General features: G+C 53.0%; 13 protein-coding genes and 1 tRNA gene. 3 read left to right on the plus strand and 11 right to left on the minus strand.

What is annotated here, in order from left to right; all coding sequences use genetic code 11:
• Positions 1 to 66: 66 nt before the first annotated feature.
• A complete protein-coding gene (locus OUZ52_RS19725) occupies positions 67 to 1,410 on the plus strand; it encodes a hypothetical protein (protein ID WP_266160258.1) in 1,344 nt (447 codons plus the stop codon).
• 814 nt (positions 1,411 to 2,224) lie between these two features.
• Positions 2,225 to 2,668, plus strand: coding sequence for an H-NS histone family protein (locus OUZ52_RS19730; RefSeq protein WP_266160260.1), 444 nt, complete (start codon positions 2,225 to 2,227; stop codon positions 2,666 to 2,668).
• Positions 2,669 to 3,019: 351 nt separating this feature from the next.
• Here OUZ52_RS19730 and OUZ52_RS19735 read toward each other — a convergent pair whose 3' ends face one another.
• Positions 3,020 to 3,352: a hypothetical protein gene (locus tag OUZ52_RS19735; RefSeq protein WP_266160261.1), complete on the minus strand. Its 333-nt coding sequence runs from the start codon at positions 3,350 to 3,352 to the stop codon at positions 3,020 to 3,022.
• An 82-nt stretch (positions 3,353 to 3,434) separates the two neighbouring features.
• On the minus strand, positions 3,435 to 4,742 hold the full coding sequence (locus tag OUZ52_RS19740; RefSeq protein ID WP_266160262.1) for a hypothetical protein: 1,308 nt from the start codon (positions 4,740 to 4,742) through the stop codon (positions 3,435 to 3,437).
• Positions 4,743 to 5,939: 1,197 nt separating this feature from the next.
• Here OUZ52_RS19740 and OUZ52_RS19745 point away from each other — a divergent pair.
• A complete protein-coding gene (locus OUZ52_RS19745) occupies positions 5,940 to 7,115 on the plus strand; it encodes a hypothetical protein (RefSeq protein ID WP_266160263.1) in 1,176 nt (391 codons plus the stop codon).
• A 77-nt stretch (positions 7,116 to 7,192) separates the two neighbouring features.
• Here OUZ52_RS19745 and OUZ52_RS19750 read toward each other — a convergent pair whose 3' ends face one another.
• From OUZ52_RS19750 to serS, 9 genes are all read right to left on the minus strand, one after another.
• Positions 7,193 to 7,951 carry a hypothetical protein gene (locus OUZ52_RS19750; RefSeq protein WP_266160264.1) on the minus strand — a complete coding sequence of 253 codons (759 nt, stop codon included), beginning with the start codon at positions 7,949 to 7,951 and terminating at the stop codon, positions 7,193 to 7,195.
• Positions 7,941 to 8,420 carry a hypothetical protein gene (locus OUZ52_RS19755; RefSeq protein ID WP_266160265.1) on the minus strand — a complete coding sequence of 160 codons (480 nt, stop codon included), beginning with the start codon at positions 8,418 to 8,420 and terminating at the stop codon, positions 7,941 to 7,943. The genes OUZ52_RS19750 and OUZ52_RS19755 overlap by 11 nt, the downstream gene beginning before the upstream one ends.
• A gap of 27 nt (positions 8,421 to 8,447) precedes the next feature.
• Entirely contained in the window at positions 8,448 to 9,197 is a 750-nt protein-coding gene (locus tag OUZ52_RS19760; protein ID WP_266160266.1) for a hypothetical protein, read from the minus strand.
• 34 nt (positions 9,198 to 9,231) lie between these two features.
• Positions 9,232 to 9,894 (minus strand): hypothetical protein, encoded by a 663-nt coding sequence (locus OUZ52_RS19765; RefSeq protein WP_266160267.1) that lies wholly within the window; start codon positions 9,892 to 9,894, stop codon positions 9,232 to 9,234.
• Positions 9,895 to 9,898: 4 nt separating this feature from the next.
• On the minus strand, positions 9,899 to 10,864 hold the full coding sequence (locus OUZ52_RS19770) for a hypothetical protein (RefSeq protein ID WP_266160268.1): 966 nt from the start codon (positions 10,862 to 10,864) through the stop codon (positions 9,899 to 9,901).
• Positions 10,861 to 12,282, minus strand: a complete 1,422-nt coding sequence (locus OUZ52_RS19775) for a DUF6538 domain-containing protein (RefSeq protein WP_266160269.1) — start codon at positions 12,280 to 12,282, stop codon at positions 10,861 to 10,863. Before OUZ52_RS19775 ends, OUZ52_RS19770 begins: the two co-directional genes overlap by 4 nt.
• A gap of 88 nt (positions 12,283 to 12,370) precedes the next feature.
• Positions 12,371 to 12,460 (minus strand) — tRNA-Ser (locus tag OUZ52_RS19780).
• A 226-nt stretch (positions 12,461 to 12,686) separates the two neighbouring features.
• The gene (locus tag OUZ52_RS19785; RefSeq protein WP_266160270.1) at positions 12,687 to 13,058 is read right to left on the minus strand and encodes an LrgA; all 372 of its coding nucleotides are present in this window, start codon (positions 13,056 to 13,058) and stop codon (positions 12,687 to 12,689) included.
• The gene (serS, locus tag OUZ52_RS19790; RefSeq protein ID WP_266160271.1) at positions 13,055 to 14,335 is read right to left on the minus strand and encodes a serine--tRNA ligase; all 1,281 of its coding nucleotides are present in this window, start codon (positions 14,333 to 14,335) and stop codon (positions 13,055 to 13,057) included. Before serS ends, OUZ52_RS19785 begins: the two co-directional genes overlap by 4 nt.
• Positions 14,336 to 14,402: the final 67 nt, after the last annotated feature.

A 14,402-nucleotide genomic window follows, 5' to 3' on the forward strand; every position in this document is an offset into this window, starting at 1 on the left:
GACACCGTTGCATGCGAGCGCAAGGCTTGCGTGTTGGACTGACTACAGTCATTCAGGGGGTAGATCATGCAAATGGCACGAAGCAAAGTCATCGGTGCCGTCGCGGCACTTGTCCTTTTCGCCGGAACAGCCAGCGCCGGCACGTTTCCAGATTACGGATACCAGCCGCCATCCGATTACAAAGGGCCGATATTCCAGCTCAGTCAAAGCTATCCGCAAACGCTTCCACAGGGCCCGGTACCGGCCTTCTTCAAGCTGCTGCCCAGCCCGCTCAGCAATAACTTCGAGCAATGGCGGCCGTATGTCGAAGCCGCCAAGAAGTATTGCCTGGAAGGCAACGTAGAAAGCGACTGGTACGTACAGAAGAACCCCGTGCGCCATTGGTACCACGTGCCCTGGCAGCACTACGGGCCGATGGGCCGCGAAGGTATTCACGGCCTCACCAAAGAGGCGCAGATCCAGACCAAGCAATTGGCGCCCACGCAGATCGCGACAGGCCAGACCCTTGCCATCGGCATCTATAACGATATTGGCGGCTATACCATCGGCCAGGTGTGGAAAGACTCGCAGAACCCCGACCCGTCGGTGACCTCCAAGCCGAACAGCTTTCACAACGGTACGGTGGTGTGCAAACCGCTGTTTGCCGACATTGACTTGAAACAGGTGCCGTTCCTGGTCAACCCGGTGCTGTGGCCCGCCTATATCACCGACAGTTTCAATTCGGCCAATCGCAGCATCAAGCAAGTCGCACTGATTCAAATGGATTTCGCGGTGCGCGACACGCGTATTCCCAATACCGGCTGGATCTTCGGCACCTTCCAGTACAACGGCGCAGTCACCGGCAAACCGGGCTGGGACAACCTGGTACCGGTAGGCGTGATGTGGGGCAACGATCCGGAAAATACCGGCGACAGCTACACCAACAAGCAACCGACGGTCACCAAGATCAATCCGGATATTCTCCAGTCGGCGATCAACACCAAGCCCGAACTTCCACCCACCCATCTCGGCTGGAATGGCCGCCTGGATGGCCCGGTGGATAACCCGGTCAGCGCATGCATGAGCTGCCATATGACCGCCGAAAGCCCGCAGCTATCGCCGATGAACCCGACCTTCCAGGCCCCGGCTAAAGTACCGCCGGTCGGCTCCAAGGAATGGATGCGCTGGTTCCAGAACGAAGAGGCCGGCACGCCGTTCGATCCCGGCGCCAAGAGCACCGATTTCAGCCTGCAGTTGAACGAGGGCATCGCCAATTTCTACACATGGAAATGCACCCAGGACGGCGTGTTCGTCGAGGGCGGCAATGTCTGTCAGCACGGCAATATCAAGCTCAAGCTGATGAAATCGGTGTCACCGCCACCGCAGGTCTACAAGATCGAGCGTGACCAAGTGCTGGAGCAGCTGCATTAAGTCATCAGATACACCTTAAAACCGAATCAGGCCGGGCTATGGCTAGCCCGGCCTGATTTTTTTCGTCCGCTGGATCACGCCGCTATCCCACGACTTACCCGCTGCGCTCGAAAGCGAATATATCAACCGGCACAATCACATAGAAACCTTTGACCACTGACGTCCATGGAAAGCGTTTTTATTGAATGCCATCCGCCCGATGTAAAGAAACGCAAACATGCATGATCCATCCACCCTATTAACGGGATTAACGTGGTAGTGAATAAATCCCGCGCAAGCGGATCGCCGATATGCCTAGCTGACTTATCGGTTATTTCGTTCGCCTTAAATACTTATCCACATCGTTGACATGGCGTGGAAGGAATACGCCGATCACACCGAGCATGATGCGAATTAGCAGCCCACCAGAACAGGCCCATGCGAACCGCCCCACCACCATCGGCAGTTGGCTCACATCGGGATAGCCTTATTTCAGCGGTCGGTACTGCATGTTGAGCCCGATCACACCAAGCAAGTGCTCTCGCTGCACGGCAATCGCCAGCGGTGTGTTGCGACAGATTCGAGCATAAAGTAGGGCCTGAATCGTTCAATGAATCATTATGGGTGGCAAATGCCAACGTTTGTATGGCACCCTGTCACTGCTCCACTAGACGGACGAAATGAATATCCATCTCTCGTGTCATCAGAGATCGGACACAAACGTAGGCATTCAAGCCACGTTCGATAGACATTAAAACGTCCCTCGGGAGCCCACGTGGCCGATATTTGACGCCAATGTCTTAAACTCCCCCACGAATCCAAACGAGGCTCATACATGGCAATCGACCTAAAAACCCTATCACCCAAAGAACTCCAGGCCCTTATTGCGGGCGCAAGCGCGCAAATGAACGAGGCTCGTTCCAACCAGGTTCGTACGGTCAGGGAAAAGATCGATGCATTGCTGAAGAACAGTGGCTTGACTCTGGCTGAGGTTTTTCCGACTCGCGGCGGCAAGAAAGCTGCAGCTAAAAAAGGCAGCAAAGGCTCCGTCGCCCCGAAGTACCACAACCCGGCTGATCCTTCCCAACAATGGACCGGCCGTGGCCGCCAGCCGTTGTGGTTTGCCCAGGCATTGCGCAAGCGCGGCGTTACCGCCGATCATCTTTTGATCGCGGGTGCTGCAAAAGCTGCCGCACCGGCCAAAGCTGCGAAGAAGGCCGCCAAGAAAGCGGTAAAGAAGGTGGTCAGGAAGACGGCCAAGAAGGCTGTGCAGAAGTAATTCGATCGGTACGATTATCGAGTGACAGCCGAAACCAATCCTTGAGGTAATCGAGGGTTGGTTTTTTTGTGCGGGCCTGCCCTCATTTTCAGGGCAGTCCAAAGCGGCTCGTGAGTGCCTAAGAAATGCGGACCGAAAACTCTGGCCGGCCCACAAAGCCCTGGCAAGCCAGGCGAGAGAGCGGCTGATCGAGTCAAATCAATCAGCCACCCCTCAGCGATTGCAGCGATACCTGCGTACCTCGACCAAGCTATAGCAGCCACGTCAAAAGGGCACAAGGTCGATCAATAAAATGAGACACACTGCGCCCCACTTTTAGCTCAGGGTTGGTATCGAGACCGTTTCCGATCATTAGGGACCAACCACGATCATCGACGCAGCACAAGCACCGCTAGCTACTTGACTGTAGTCAATTCGTTGAACACCTTTTCCAGCCGCTTGCGCGCTAAGTAAAGCCGCAAGCATGGCTTTTCCCCCATTCGTCGAAGGGTCGGCCAAAGAAACTAGGCCCCCCTGGCACGAGACACTTAACGCCTCGTTGAAAATGACGAATGAGGCGCCCCCATCTTGCACGGTCCCAACGGCCTGAATAGTTTTATTCCATTCCGTAGTCGCGAACGCCGGAACTGACGCAATCATGGCGATAACTGCCACCATCGTAGTTAATTTATTAACAAATCGCATATTAGCAATTCCTTTTCTAGTATTGAGCGTCTTCTTCAAATTAAGGCTATAGACATCGAGCCAATCAAATAAACGCCTACATTTAATTCTTCAAAAGAAAATCAACTACAGACGATACGCTTGGGTACGGAACTGCAAACGAGCCGGAGTTTGCGAGACTTTGGCTGTCGCCGCCATAACTCGCGACTCCATAGACGAAGATCTTTTTGCCACCATATTGGTGACGGACGGACGGAGGCAGGAGAATCTGAAACGCATAGGCACCCCCAGCGGGTACGGAGCAAGCAGCCGCGACAGAAGAGCCACTAGCTATATTGGCCAGATATTCGCCGATGAACGTGCCACCTCCACCGTAGGGACCTCCTACATAGAGATCGATCTTAGCCGGCTGCTGCACTCCTGTCGTGCAAGCCCAGCCCTTGATAAAAGGTCCGTTGACACTGTCGATTTTGCCTGCGACAGGATTTGTTGCCTGCTTAAAGTTAAGGCCAATCTGGTTATATGAAGTAGCAAGTGATGGTATATCCCTTACACCAAGGCAATTAGCGGCAGGACTAAACCAGCGAAATGGTGAGAGCCAAACAGTCTTAGGGTCTGTTTGCATCAACGAGTAGAATCTCCACGGATCATCATATGTCGTCGCCCCGCCACCAACCTGACATGCGCCGCCTTGTGCAGCTTTTGGCACCAAAATAGTATATTGATTCGGTAAGAGCATCGCTTTGAGCTGATTGTATTCCGTGGTCCACACATCTGTGGACGCCTCATAATGGTCGAAGCCAACCCAATCGACGAGTCCTATCGAACTCCGCATCGAAGCGAAGTCAGGCGTCATTACCATTGCAATAGGCACATTGGTCGTTGAGGAGTTACCTCTGATCGCTTTGACTGCGTTAACCATCGCAGGATCAGCCACCCCATTTTGATCATAGAAGCCCGAATTTTCCGGCTCATCAATAAGATAAATAGCCGCAATCGTACTGAGCTGCGAATTTCCAGGCACCAAATAACCTGCCGAGACGAGCCGGTCTACAAACGATCCCCAGACCGCGCTTGCATTGGGCTCAGATGTCCATTGGCTTCCTGATACAAACTGGAAAACAAATGGTGTCGCAGTAATTATTGCCTTCACGCCATTGCTGCGCGCTTGTTCAAGCTCAGAGAGCGTATGCAGGATCGTTGCTTCTCGGCCATTTGCTGTAGTGTTTCCAGCCCAAAGGTCGATGTGATACAGATTTATGCGGTTATAATTCTCACTAAAGCCGGTAGCGCTACTGTTATAGCTCGTTCCGTCGTTGTAGAAGTATCCGAAGTATTTTGCAGAGCTCTGTGCGTACGTAATGGACGGAAGCACCATTACCAGCAAAAAAAGCGCATATTTCAACCACATAAACTCCCCCTCTACCTACCGCTTTTCGGCTGGCAAGTAATATTCAAGACACTGGAAATATTTGCACGAGTAGATGAGCTCGCTGCAGTTACGGATTGGCGATCGTTACTCCGATAATGTTTGGACGGCTAGATGCACAGTTCTGGTTCGAGACCACAATGTAGACAGAAGCACCCATTGTTAACGCCGTGAGCGCGGCCGCGTAGTAGGTTTTATGGCCCGGATCCAATCCGTCGCTCATATACGAATCAGTATTTGAACATCCCGCGGGGTTGACAGCTGGCGAACCAGTAAAAATCCCGAAGGAATCTGAGCCCCAACCCGTGCTGAGCATGCTGATTCGGACCGGTCCGACCTGCGTTTGAGCCCCCGCAGAACTAGCAAATAGTGCTGCTATTGCAAATATGGATAGTGCGAGGATGCCTTTGGCGCTGCTGCTCATTCTCATTGGAATTTCCCTTATTGGTGTTCAAAAATAATACTGACTCCGCAGAGTAGGCATTGCCGTCGATTGATAGCTGTCGGCCATTTCATACAAAAGATGTAGGAAAAGTCTGAGTAAACGAAAATTGCGACGACGGCCCCGTTTGAGCGAGATCAAACCATTCCCGTGCCATCTACGGCCCCCAGCAGCAAAGAGTCGCCATTTCGCAGCCGGGATCAATAAGTGCGTACATGAGCTTCTCCGGCGACGCCGAAGAGTAGGTTCTCATCTGTCGCTGGCCACCTGCCGCTATGTTTCATATAGCGGGAAGCTCGCTCCAGCCGGCGTTCTGTCCATGGCCGCGGGTAGCAGCCATCGCTACTCATCGGCCATCGCGGATGCCGTCTAGGTGCGCGTCATGCATGGTTGTTGACCAACCAACTTGACCAAGCGCCGTTTCTCTCAGTCCACAAAAAAGCCCACAAAAATGGGCCTATTTGCAAATCTGGCGGAGAGAGTGGTGTGGGATCACCCTCTTCTACCCCAAGGCCTAGCCCCACATGTCGCGTGGTTTGGGTTGTGGAGCGATGTTCGACTATTCCTTCCTTCGTAGCAACTGTGAATTAAGTCACAAATTTGCTTGGCGACATCTCTGTCCGGCGACTTAGAAGAAAAATCGAGGGGCGGAGTCTCAAGCTCTGCGACACACCGCCGACAGGTTAAGTACGGCCTCGACTCGAAGATTGCGCGACCATCGCCCCAGAGAATCAGTGATGAAGGTAACAGCATACAAAACGGAGTTTGGGCCAGAACGCATATACGCCTCTGAACACCAAAAGGAGCGAAACGACTTAACTGGTGGCGATCCCCTCGGTGGTTTCATTGCCTGGAGTCTAGACACCCCAGGTCAGCGCAAAAAAATGAAGCACGTTTGTAGAGGTGGCACCCCTCACTTCGTCTACGTCTCAAAGGCTGATGCTGATACGCAGGGCGGCGAATCGCTCGACCATCTTCTCTTCAAAGAAGCCGTTAGTGAAATCGGGCACACGCGTCTAATTCTTAATGGAGGTGATGCGTTCCCGATTGTGATTACCGCTGCATCGCTCGAAGAAAAAGTACGTCATCCGAGTGGGAACAACTATCGGGTAGATGTCTACCTCAAATTCGAGTCAGAATATTTTTACGGTGAAAAATGGTCAGGTGAAATCTACTTTGAGGTGTGTCACAAGCATCCTGTGCCGACATCAAAAATACTTGACCTGAAAGACCTCGAGCTTCCCGTCATTGAATGCAAACTCAACAAACGATTCTTTTATCGATACGACGAGTCATCGACGACCAGAGCTCGCGAAAAACTTCACAAAGACATGATCAAAAAAACTCTTGAGAGCGAAGCTGGGTTCATCCCCGCGAAGATTCTTAATGACCCCAGCTCTCCCGCCTACCTTAAACGTGAGCTGGACAAGCACATCGCCGAACTAGGGCGTGCAAGGCAACTTCTGGAGAAGCAGCACGCGGGCCTGCAAGGCCAGCACAATCAACTGCAAGTTCTTCAATCAGATTTCAATAGATTGGGGCTTGAGAAAGAAAAACATATTCGCGAAATTCAGTCGTTGGAACAAAAAAATTCAGGACTAAGCACAGAACTTGTTGCCAAGGAAAGATCACTTTCGATTTTGAGAAAGAAAGTAAAACGCTGGACCATTGTCGCCATCGTAACCATAATCTTGCTCGCAGCAACAATTGCAATTCTTCTTAAACATCGCGCAGACGAAGCCCCTAGACGCGCTCTCTCCTTGACCTATAAATCCCCATTGACAGTCAATTTAAAAATCCTAGTGTATAAACACACACCAGGAGGCAACCATGTCATTCTTTATCGGAGTAGCCATAGCAATAATACTAACCATCGTTCTGGTTATAGAATTCACGACGATCTCCTATCGTAGATTTGTTTTGCCAAGAGGATCACCATCAGTTTAATTTGACTAATAAATACCCACCCAAGCACGGCAGGATGGCGTCATCAATCAAAATCCAAGCTAACTGTGGTGAGAATCACCCCATTTACGTGACCCGCCACCCCTTCTTCCTTTTCGCGAACATCGCCTGTGTCCTCTAAGGTGAACACGTTCATCATTCGCCCATCATCCCTGGATATCTCAGCAAAGATGCACCGCCTGTCGCGCGGATTACTCACAATCGCGCAGTGATTGGCCTCAAGTAGCTGTATGCCGACCCTTCGGCAAAGCCTCCCCAGGTACACCATGCCTTCGACATGGTCACAATCACCAAACGGTTTGCCGCAGATGGAGCACTGTCCAATCGTGGAGGTGAATGCTGCGCTGTTGTAATGCGTCCATGGAGGGAAGACTGTGTCCCGGACCTTCTCTAAGAACTCCTCAACACGCCGCACCCCAACGTGATCCTCAATCTTCAACGCAACATCTTTGTATTCTTGGGCATCAACTAGGCAGCACCAAGCTTTCTGATGGTTATCTTCCTTAAGATGCATCCACATCCTGATAGAAGACTGCACACATCGAAGCATGCACTGAAAGTGGAAGAGAAGATTCGCGAAGCGCTCATCACCCCGCGAAGCAACTTGATGTTTAAAACCTTTGATGTAACCGATGTACTCGTCAATCTCTAGATCCTTTTCCTGTTGCAAACGAGACGAGCGAACAAGAAGGTTCAGTGAATTTGCCGAATCTATGAAGCTGTTGTAGCTATCAATGATGTCTTGCGAAGAGCACACATCCTCACCAAACCAATCAGTCCTCATGCTTGATGGCCTTAAGGAAAGCAGGAGCGACACTCGCAAGACCTTCCAAGGGACCCTCATAGGTCACACTAACGTACTTCTCCTCCTCGATTTCCCTTGATAAGAAAGTCGCCTTGACTGTCGGCGCCTTGTCACCAACGAAGGTCTCCTTGGCAAAGTTGACGATGACTTCCAAGAGCATCTTCACCAAGTCTGGATTTTCGACAACCTGACCAACACCAAACAGGAAGGCCGGTAGAAACACATCAACTGACTGCTGTGTGTACAACCTTTCCGGCTTCGTGAGGTAGTCAAGCGCAAGGTGCCCTCTTGCATACTTATAGAAGGACATCGAAGTTGAGCTGTACTCGTACTTTGAGGGCGACGCTTTCATATTCGCAGGAAGGATGGTTACAGGTCGATCCACCATCAATTCGCCATCAAAACCTAGGCGCTCAATCTTAACCGTCAACTTCTCTTCGTCACTCATCCGGCCACCCCTATCCACACATTAAAATCAGTTGAACTCAAATTTCTTATCACCGACGTTAAAGATGGTCTTGATGCCACCTTCAACCAGCATCCAAGCCAGGTCCTTTTGCACGTCAGCATGCTCCGGAATCATGGCGGCATGCACGTTAATTCCACCGTAGAAGCATAGTCGGAACATGTAGAGGTCAAACTGGTCTCTGTCTGTGATTTGGTAGTAGAAGACACCTTGGTTCTCACCAAATTTATCTCTCTCGGCAAGCTCAACGTCCAGCTTTGCTTTTATAAGATCGCGGAAGCTTATCGCGTTCTTGTTATCACTCCAAAGATACGCAAAATGCAGCTTGATGCGACCTTTGAACGTGTGGCCAAAGTGGTGAAAATGAAGGCCGTGAACGATGTGCTCGAAGCAGACTTTCAATCGTTCCGAATCAGGCGTTCCCCAGATGACATCTACGAACTTGTTCGGACCAACTTCGACTACATAGAAGCGCTGCTTGCCTTTGAATGTTGCTAAAAGAAGCTTGTTTGCACTGCGCCTGATTGCTTTATTGACCTTTCCAAACTTATGACGGTAGCCGATGGAGTTGTTACCGATAATTCCAGCAAGGCTTACCATCAAAAATTCATCATCCCTGGACTTCGCTGTATTGTGGAGGTCGCATGAAGGAACCGTAATCAGGTTACTTCGATGATTCTCTCCATCCTTGTCCTTGCCTTCAGGGAACAAACATTTGGGCGGCACATGCTCTCTTGAGGTGGCCTCCCTGTCGCACATGTAGCACTTTTCGATGCCTCATCCTTGCAAGCCCTTACACCTTTTCAACCAAAGTCCACGGACGTTGAGAGTTCTTAGCGTGAGTCGTTCTAAACCTATTTCCGAACACATCCTCATACTCAATGACAAGCTCCCAAAGTGTTCCGCTTGCAAGTGCAAAGTCGGTTTCATTGAACGCGTCATTGACCTGTAGAACTAGCTTGAGAGGTGCATCAACGCCACCCCTCGCCTCTCCAAGTTGAAGGGGCGAGAGTTCGTGGGTACTCCCGTAGCCCTTGGTTTCCATTACCCGAAGGTGAAGGCGAACAACTAGTGCCGGACCCACGCCAACATTCTTTAGGAGTCCGTAGATGAAGATCAGGCGGGTGTTTCCGGTTCGAGCTGTGCCATCGAAATTTAGAATGCCAGAACGGTCCACCGGATCTACTCCATCATATGGAGAGACGACCACGATGGGCCGGAACGAATTCTGATGATGCTTCTCGCTTAGTACTTGAGCATCGGCACCTTGCTGGTGCAAGTCAAAGTGTTGTTTTTGACTATCCTTAATGGCTTTCCAAGTGAAACCAGCCATCACGGCGGTAGCAATTGCTGCCACGCCCGTACATATAGCGGTGACTTCATCCCAGGTGCTACTCATCTTCCAGAAGTCCTCGAGCAAGAACAGCGAAAAACATCCCCCGGTGAAACCAATCACCGCTCTATCGGTCGCGCTCCTTTTCCACCACATATCGATGATAGGAACAGAGGGTCTCTTCGTAGTCCTCTAGACCAAGAGGCTCCCCACAAATGGCGCATTCCCCAGCACCCTCGAACTCAAATCCACACGCCAGGCACTGGGATATTTCATGAACGAAGGCATCCTCACCACACTCTGGACAAGCATCTATGGGTTGCCCATCACCATCCTTGGCTGCAATGAAGCTTTCAGCCGCATAGTGCTCCGGAATGACCTTTCCCACCCAATCCTGCGCATCCTCTTGATGACCACAGGCAGCACACTCCCATGTCGCCATAAAAGCGTCCGTGTTTTCAGTCTCTACCTGCCTAACAAGGGGCGAACGGCACTCAGGGCAACCTACGTTTTCGATGGCCTCTTTTAACAAAGGTGGCCAATCCATGTCTTGATAGGTGAGACGACACTCAGCCCGCAATGCGTCCTCGATTTCCTTCAGACCAACAAGAGTCTCCCAGACTTCGGCCCCCAACGCGTCTCGCGGATTGATCCCCAAATGCTCTGGCATGAACTGGGAAAGGAAACGCAGTCCATCTACGAAGGCGCCACGAATCTGAGCTTGGTCTTCTACATAGTGGTGCTCCACAGCGTTTCGAACATCCGCTACGCGCTGGAGAAGTTTTGAATCGCACTCCACCCCACAATTGTTGAAGCGCTCCAAAATATCTCGAACATCGACCGTCGTTCGACCCGCCTTTTCAAAATGAACACTGCCATCCGCCTTCAAAACAGGCTTGATGTTCTTCCAGATAAGAATCTCATCATATGGAGATAGACGACGCAGTTTTTCTTTGCAGAGAAGCAAGATTCCCGAAGTCAAATTGCGAACAGCGGAGGCGATACGGGCTGGAGAATCAGCCTTAAAATCTTCAACTCCGACTTGAATCGCATTAAGTGCATTGCGATAGAGTGGGTGTTCCTTGCCAGTCATACGGATCCCCAATCCAACTTCTTCACCGCATCCAGCAACTCCTTCATGGTTGGAGCCCTGCTGTAAGCAGAATGATGTTCATCGTCCAGCTCATGCCCCACGTACGCAGCGCGAATCTCTGAAGCCACCCCCAGGGACTGAAGCCCTTGAATGAAAGACTTCCTGAGACTGTGGAAACCGAACTTCCCCTTCTCGGGCTTTCCAACGGTCGCCAAGACATGGCGACTGAAAGCCTTCGACAGCCAATTCCCCATCCCATTGACCCCATCTGTTTTCACGCTCGGAAAAAGACGTGTTTCTCCTGCTTTCCGCAGTGACTCGACGCGTTTGAGAAGACCAAGCTTGATAAGTTTTGGGTGGATGGGAACTGTTCTGATGCTGATGTCTGACTTGACCGACTGCCCCTCAGACTCTTCGCAGATGCGGATGCAGGGAATGCCTTCGACTTCTAGAAAGTCAGCCAAGGTCAGTTGGCCAACTTCGGCAACACGGGCGCCCGTATAGAGTCCAATCCAAGCACCCCAACGGGCCGATTCACTCAGGCCCTGCTCCATCGCCTTAGCGTCATACAACGCTTGGACCTGTTCCTTGGAAAAAGGCTTAAAACCCAATACGCGGCGTTGCCTCTTTTCCCGCATGCCGTAGATGACCTGGCCTGCTGCGGGATTCTCATCCTTGGCGAAAGATTCGTAGTACCCACGGGCTTTGGCCCAATCGAAGAAGCCCCTGAGATAGCTGAGCTTGTTGACGATGGTTGGAGTTTCGAGCTTGCTTGCCCGAAGCGCCATGACCCAGGCACCCACATCTACACGGCCAGCATCCTTCAAAGGATTCTTCTCGCCATAGTGTTTGGCGAACCCCTCGACCGCTGTTGTTTTAATTTTGAAGGTCTTGGTCTTGGTCGAAGGTTTGATCTCAGTCAACCACTGCGCCACCGCTTTGCCGATGGCAACGACTGGAATCTTCGATGCTGGGTCGGATGCTAGAGACCGTTGAGACTCAGCGGCCTGAATAGTTCGCATGAGTTCCTGGTAGTAGGGCTCCTGGTCGAGTGGCCCGATGCGCTCAAGCGCATCCATGGCAAAGGCATGGTCTGCCTTGCCGTTGGCTTCAATTTCTACAGTGCCATCTGGGTGACGGATGACCTTATAACGCTCAGGCGTCTTCCCTTGAACGATTTCAGAAACCGTTGGAATGCTATCCCTAGCGACCACGCCCAGCCCCCCGACCTTCGTGAAGCTTTCAGCATACCCCTCAACGAGACTCAGCGCACGTTTCTGCGCCGTCAACAGGTCTCGTGTCCCAAGGCTTTTGGTGAGTTCAGTCTTGCCCGTCTCACGGGCCTGCCTGGAAGGCAATCTTTGGCGAAAATGCCATACCCCGGACGGGGCAAGCCTCAGGTAATTCGGGATGCGCATATCGGCTCACTTGTGGAGCGATATGTGGAGTGACGGACCTTTTCTCAGTCCACAAAAAAGCCCACAAAAATGGGCCTATTTGCAAATCTGGCGGAGAGAGTGGGATTCGAACCCACGGTAGGCTCACACCTACGGCAGTTTTCAAGACTGCTGCCTTAAACCACTCGGCCATCTCTCCGAATTTTCTCTGCGAACAGTCGTACTTCGTACGACGCTACGGCAGTTTGACTCCGGGCATCCTGCCCTACGCCCCTTCGGGGCCATCGCCTTTTGGGCGATGTTCGCTTCGGCGTCCTGCCTCCGCGTCAAGACTGCTGCCTTAAACCACTCGGCCATCTCTTCGAATTGTTCACTGAATTTTTGTGGTCGGAGCCGACCAGGCCAACCCAGGGCGCGTGATTCTATCAGGAATGTCGGGGTGTTCCTCTATCCCTGCCCTTTTTCGATAAGGCGATCAGTGCCCACAGGGTAATCGCCACCGGTACGGCGGCGCCGAGCAAGGGCAGCAGCAAGGCGGGTTGACGGATCACCATGGGTAGCAACTGGGTGGCGCTGGCGAAGCCGATCACCCAGAAGCGCAGGCGACGGCTATGCCGGGCAAACCAGAAGCTGGCCAGTACGGCGAGCAAGGCGATGGAGGTCAGGATCAGGTCGGGTGTGGGTAGCTCCCACACCCCGGCGAAACCGAGCCGGGTGCCGATGATGCTGGCGAGAATCGCCAGCAGAGTATAGCTGGTGACGATCTCGACCTTGCTCCATGAGCTTTGCCCGCTCATGCAATGCTTTCGGCGCCGCGCATATACGGGCGCAGCACCTCGGGCACGGTGATCGAGCCATCGGCGTTCTGGTAGTTCTCCATCACCGCGACCAGGGTGCGGCCTACGGCGAGGCCGGAGCCGTTGAGGGTGTGTACCAGTTCGGGCTTGCCGGTTTCCGGGTTGCGCACGCGGGCTTGCATGCGGCGGGCCTGGAAGTCTTCGTCGTTGGAGCAGCTGGAGATTTCGCGGTAGGTCTGCTGGCTGGGCAGCCACACTTCCAGATCGAACGTCTTGGTCGCGGCAAAGCCCATGTCGCCGGTGCACAGCAGCAGGTTGCGATAGGGCAAGCCGAGCAGTTGCAGCACTTTTTCAGCGTGGCCGACCATTTCATCGAGCTGCGCATAGGAGTCGCTGGCGCGGGTGATTTGCACCATCTCGACTTTCTCGAATTGGTGCTGGCGAATCATCCCGCGCACGTCACGGCCGTAGCTGCCGGCCTCGGCGCGGAAACACGGGGTATGCCCGGTGAAACGCAGCGGCAATGCATCAGCATCTTGAATGGTGTCGCGCACCAGATTGGTCAGCGGCACTTCGGCGGTGGGCACCAGGTAGCGCTTGGTATCGCCGACCTGGGTGGAGAACAAATCTTCTTCGAACTTGGGCAGCTGACCCGAGCCCTGCATGCTTTCGGCGTTGACCAGCAGCGGCACGTTGCACTCCAGATAACCGTGCTCGCCGGTGTGCAGGTCGAGCATGAACTGGGCTAGCGCGCGATGCAGGTGCGCCAGCTGGCCGCGCAGCACGGTGAAGCGCGCGCCGGAAAGCTTGACCCCGGTTTCGCCGTCGAGCCAGCCATGGCGCTCGCCCAGTTCCACGTGATCTTTTACCGGGAAATCGAAGTCGCGAGGGCTGCCCCAGCGGGTGATTTCCTGGTTGTCGTGTTCGTCTTTGCCCAGCGGCACCGATTCGTGCGGAATATTCGGAATGGTCAGGGCAATCGCCGTGAGCTTGGCCTGCACCTCGGCCAGCGCCTGTTCGTTGGCCTTAAGCTTGTCGCCAAGCCCGGCCACTTCGGCCATCAGCGCGGCGACGTCTTCACCCTTGGCCTTGGCCTGCCCGATCGACTTGGAGCGGGTATTGCGCAGGTTCTGCAGCTCTTGCGTCTCGGTGGAGAGCTGCTTGCGCTCGCTTTCCAAGGCCTCGAAGGCGGTCACGTCGAGCGTGTAACCACGGGTTTCCTTGAGGCGTGCGGCGGTTTCGACCAGGCGCGAGCGCAGCAGTGCGGGATCCAGCATGAGGTGTGCAGTCCGTCTATGGCTTGAACGCTCGATTATCGCTGTGCAGCCTGCACTGCCGCAATGC

Source organism: Dyella silvatica (assembly GCF_026283955.1).
GTDB classification, from domain to species: Bacteria; Pseudomonadota; Gammaproteobacteria; order Xanthomonadales; family Rhodanobacteraceae; genus Dyella_C; species Dyella_C silvatica.

Coding starts and splice junctions, on each gene's coding strand:
- OUZ52_RS19725 (WP_266160258.1), top strand. CDS start 67: ATGCAAATGGCACGAAGCAAAGTCATCGGTGCCGTCGCGGCACTTGTC.
- OUZ52_RS19730 (WP_266160260.1), top strand. CDS start 2,225: ATGGCAATCGACCTAAAAACCCTATCACCCAAAGAACTCCAGGCCCTT.
- OUZ52_RS19735 (WP_266160261.1), bottom strand. CDS start 3,352: ATGCGATTTGTTAATAAATTAACTACGATGGTGGCAGTTATCGCCATG.
- OUZ52_RS19740 (WP_266160262.1), bottom strand. CDS start 4,742: ATGTGGTTGAAATATGCGCTTTTTTTGCTGGTAATGGTGCTTCCGTCC.
- OUZ52_RS19745 (WP_266160263.1), top strand. CDS start 5,940: ATGAAGGTAACAGCATACAAAACGGAGTTTGGGCCAGAACGCATATAC.
- OUZ52_RS19750 (WP_266160264.1), bottom strand. CDS start 7,951: ATGAGGACTGATTGGTTTGGTGAGGATGTGTGCTCTTCGCAAGACATC.
- OUZ52_RS19755 (WP_266160265.1), bottom strand. CDS start 8,420: ATGAGTGACGAAGAGAAGTTGACGGTTAAGATTGAGCGCCTAGGTTTT.
- OUZ52_RS19760 (WP_266160266.1), bottom strand. CDS start 9,197: ATGTGCGACAGGGAGGCCACCTCAAGAGAGCATGTGCCGCCCAAATGT.
- OUZ52_RS19770 (WP_266160268.1), bottom strand. CDS start 10,864: ATGACTGGCAAGGAACACCCACTCTATCGCAATGCACTTAATGCGATT.
- OUZ52_RS19775 (WP_266160269.1), bottom strand. CDS start 12,282: ATGCGCATCCCGAATTACCTGAGGCTTGCCCCGTCCGGGGTATGGCAT.
- OUZ52_RS19785 (WP_266160270.1), bottom strand. CDS start 13,058: ATGAGCGGGCAAAGCTCATGGAGCAAGGTCGAGATCGTCACCAGCTAT.
- serS (WP_266160271.1), bottom strand. CDS start 14,335: ATGCTGGATCCCGCACTGCTGCGCTCGCGCCTGGTCGAAACCGCCGCA.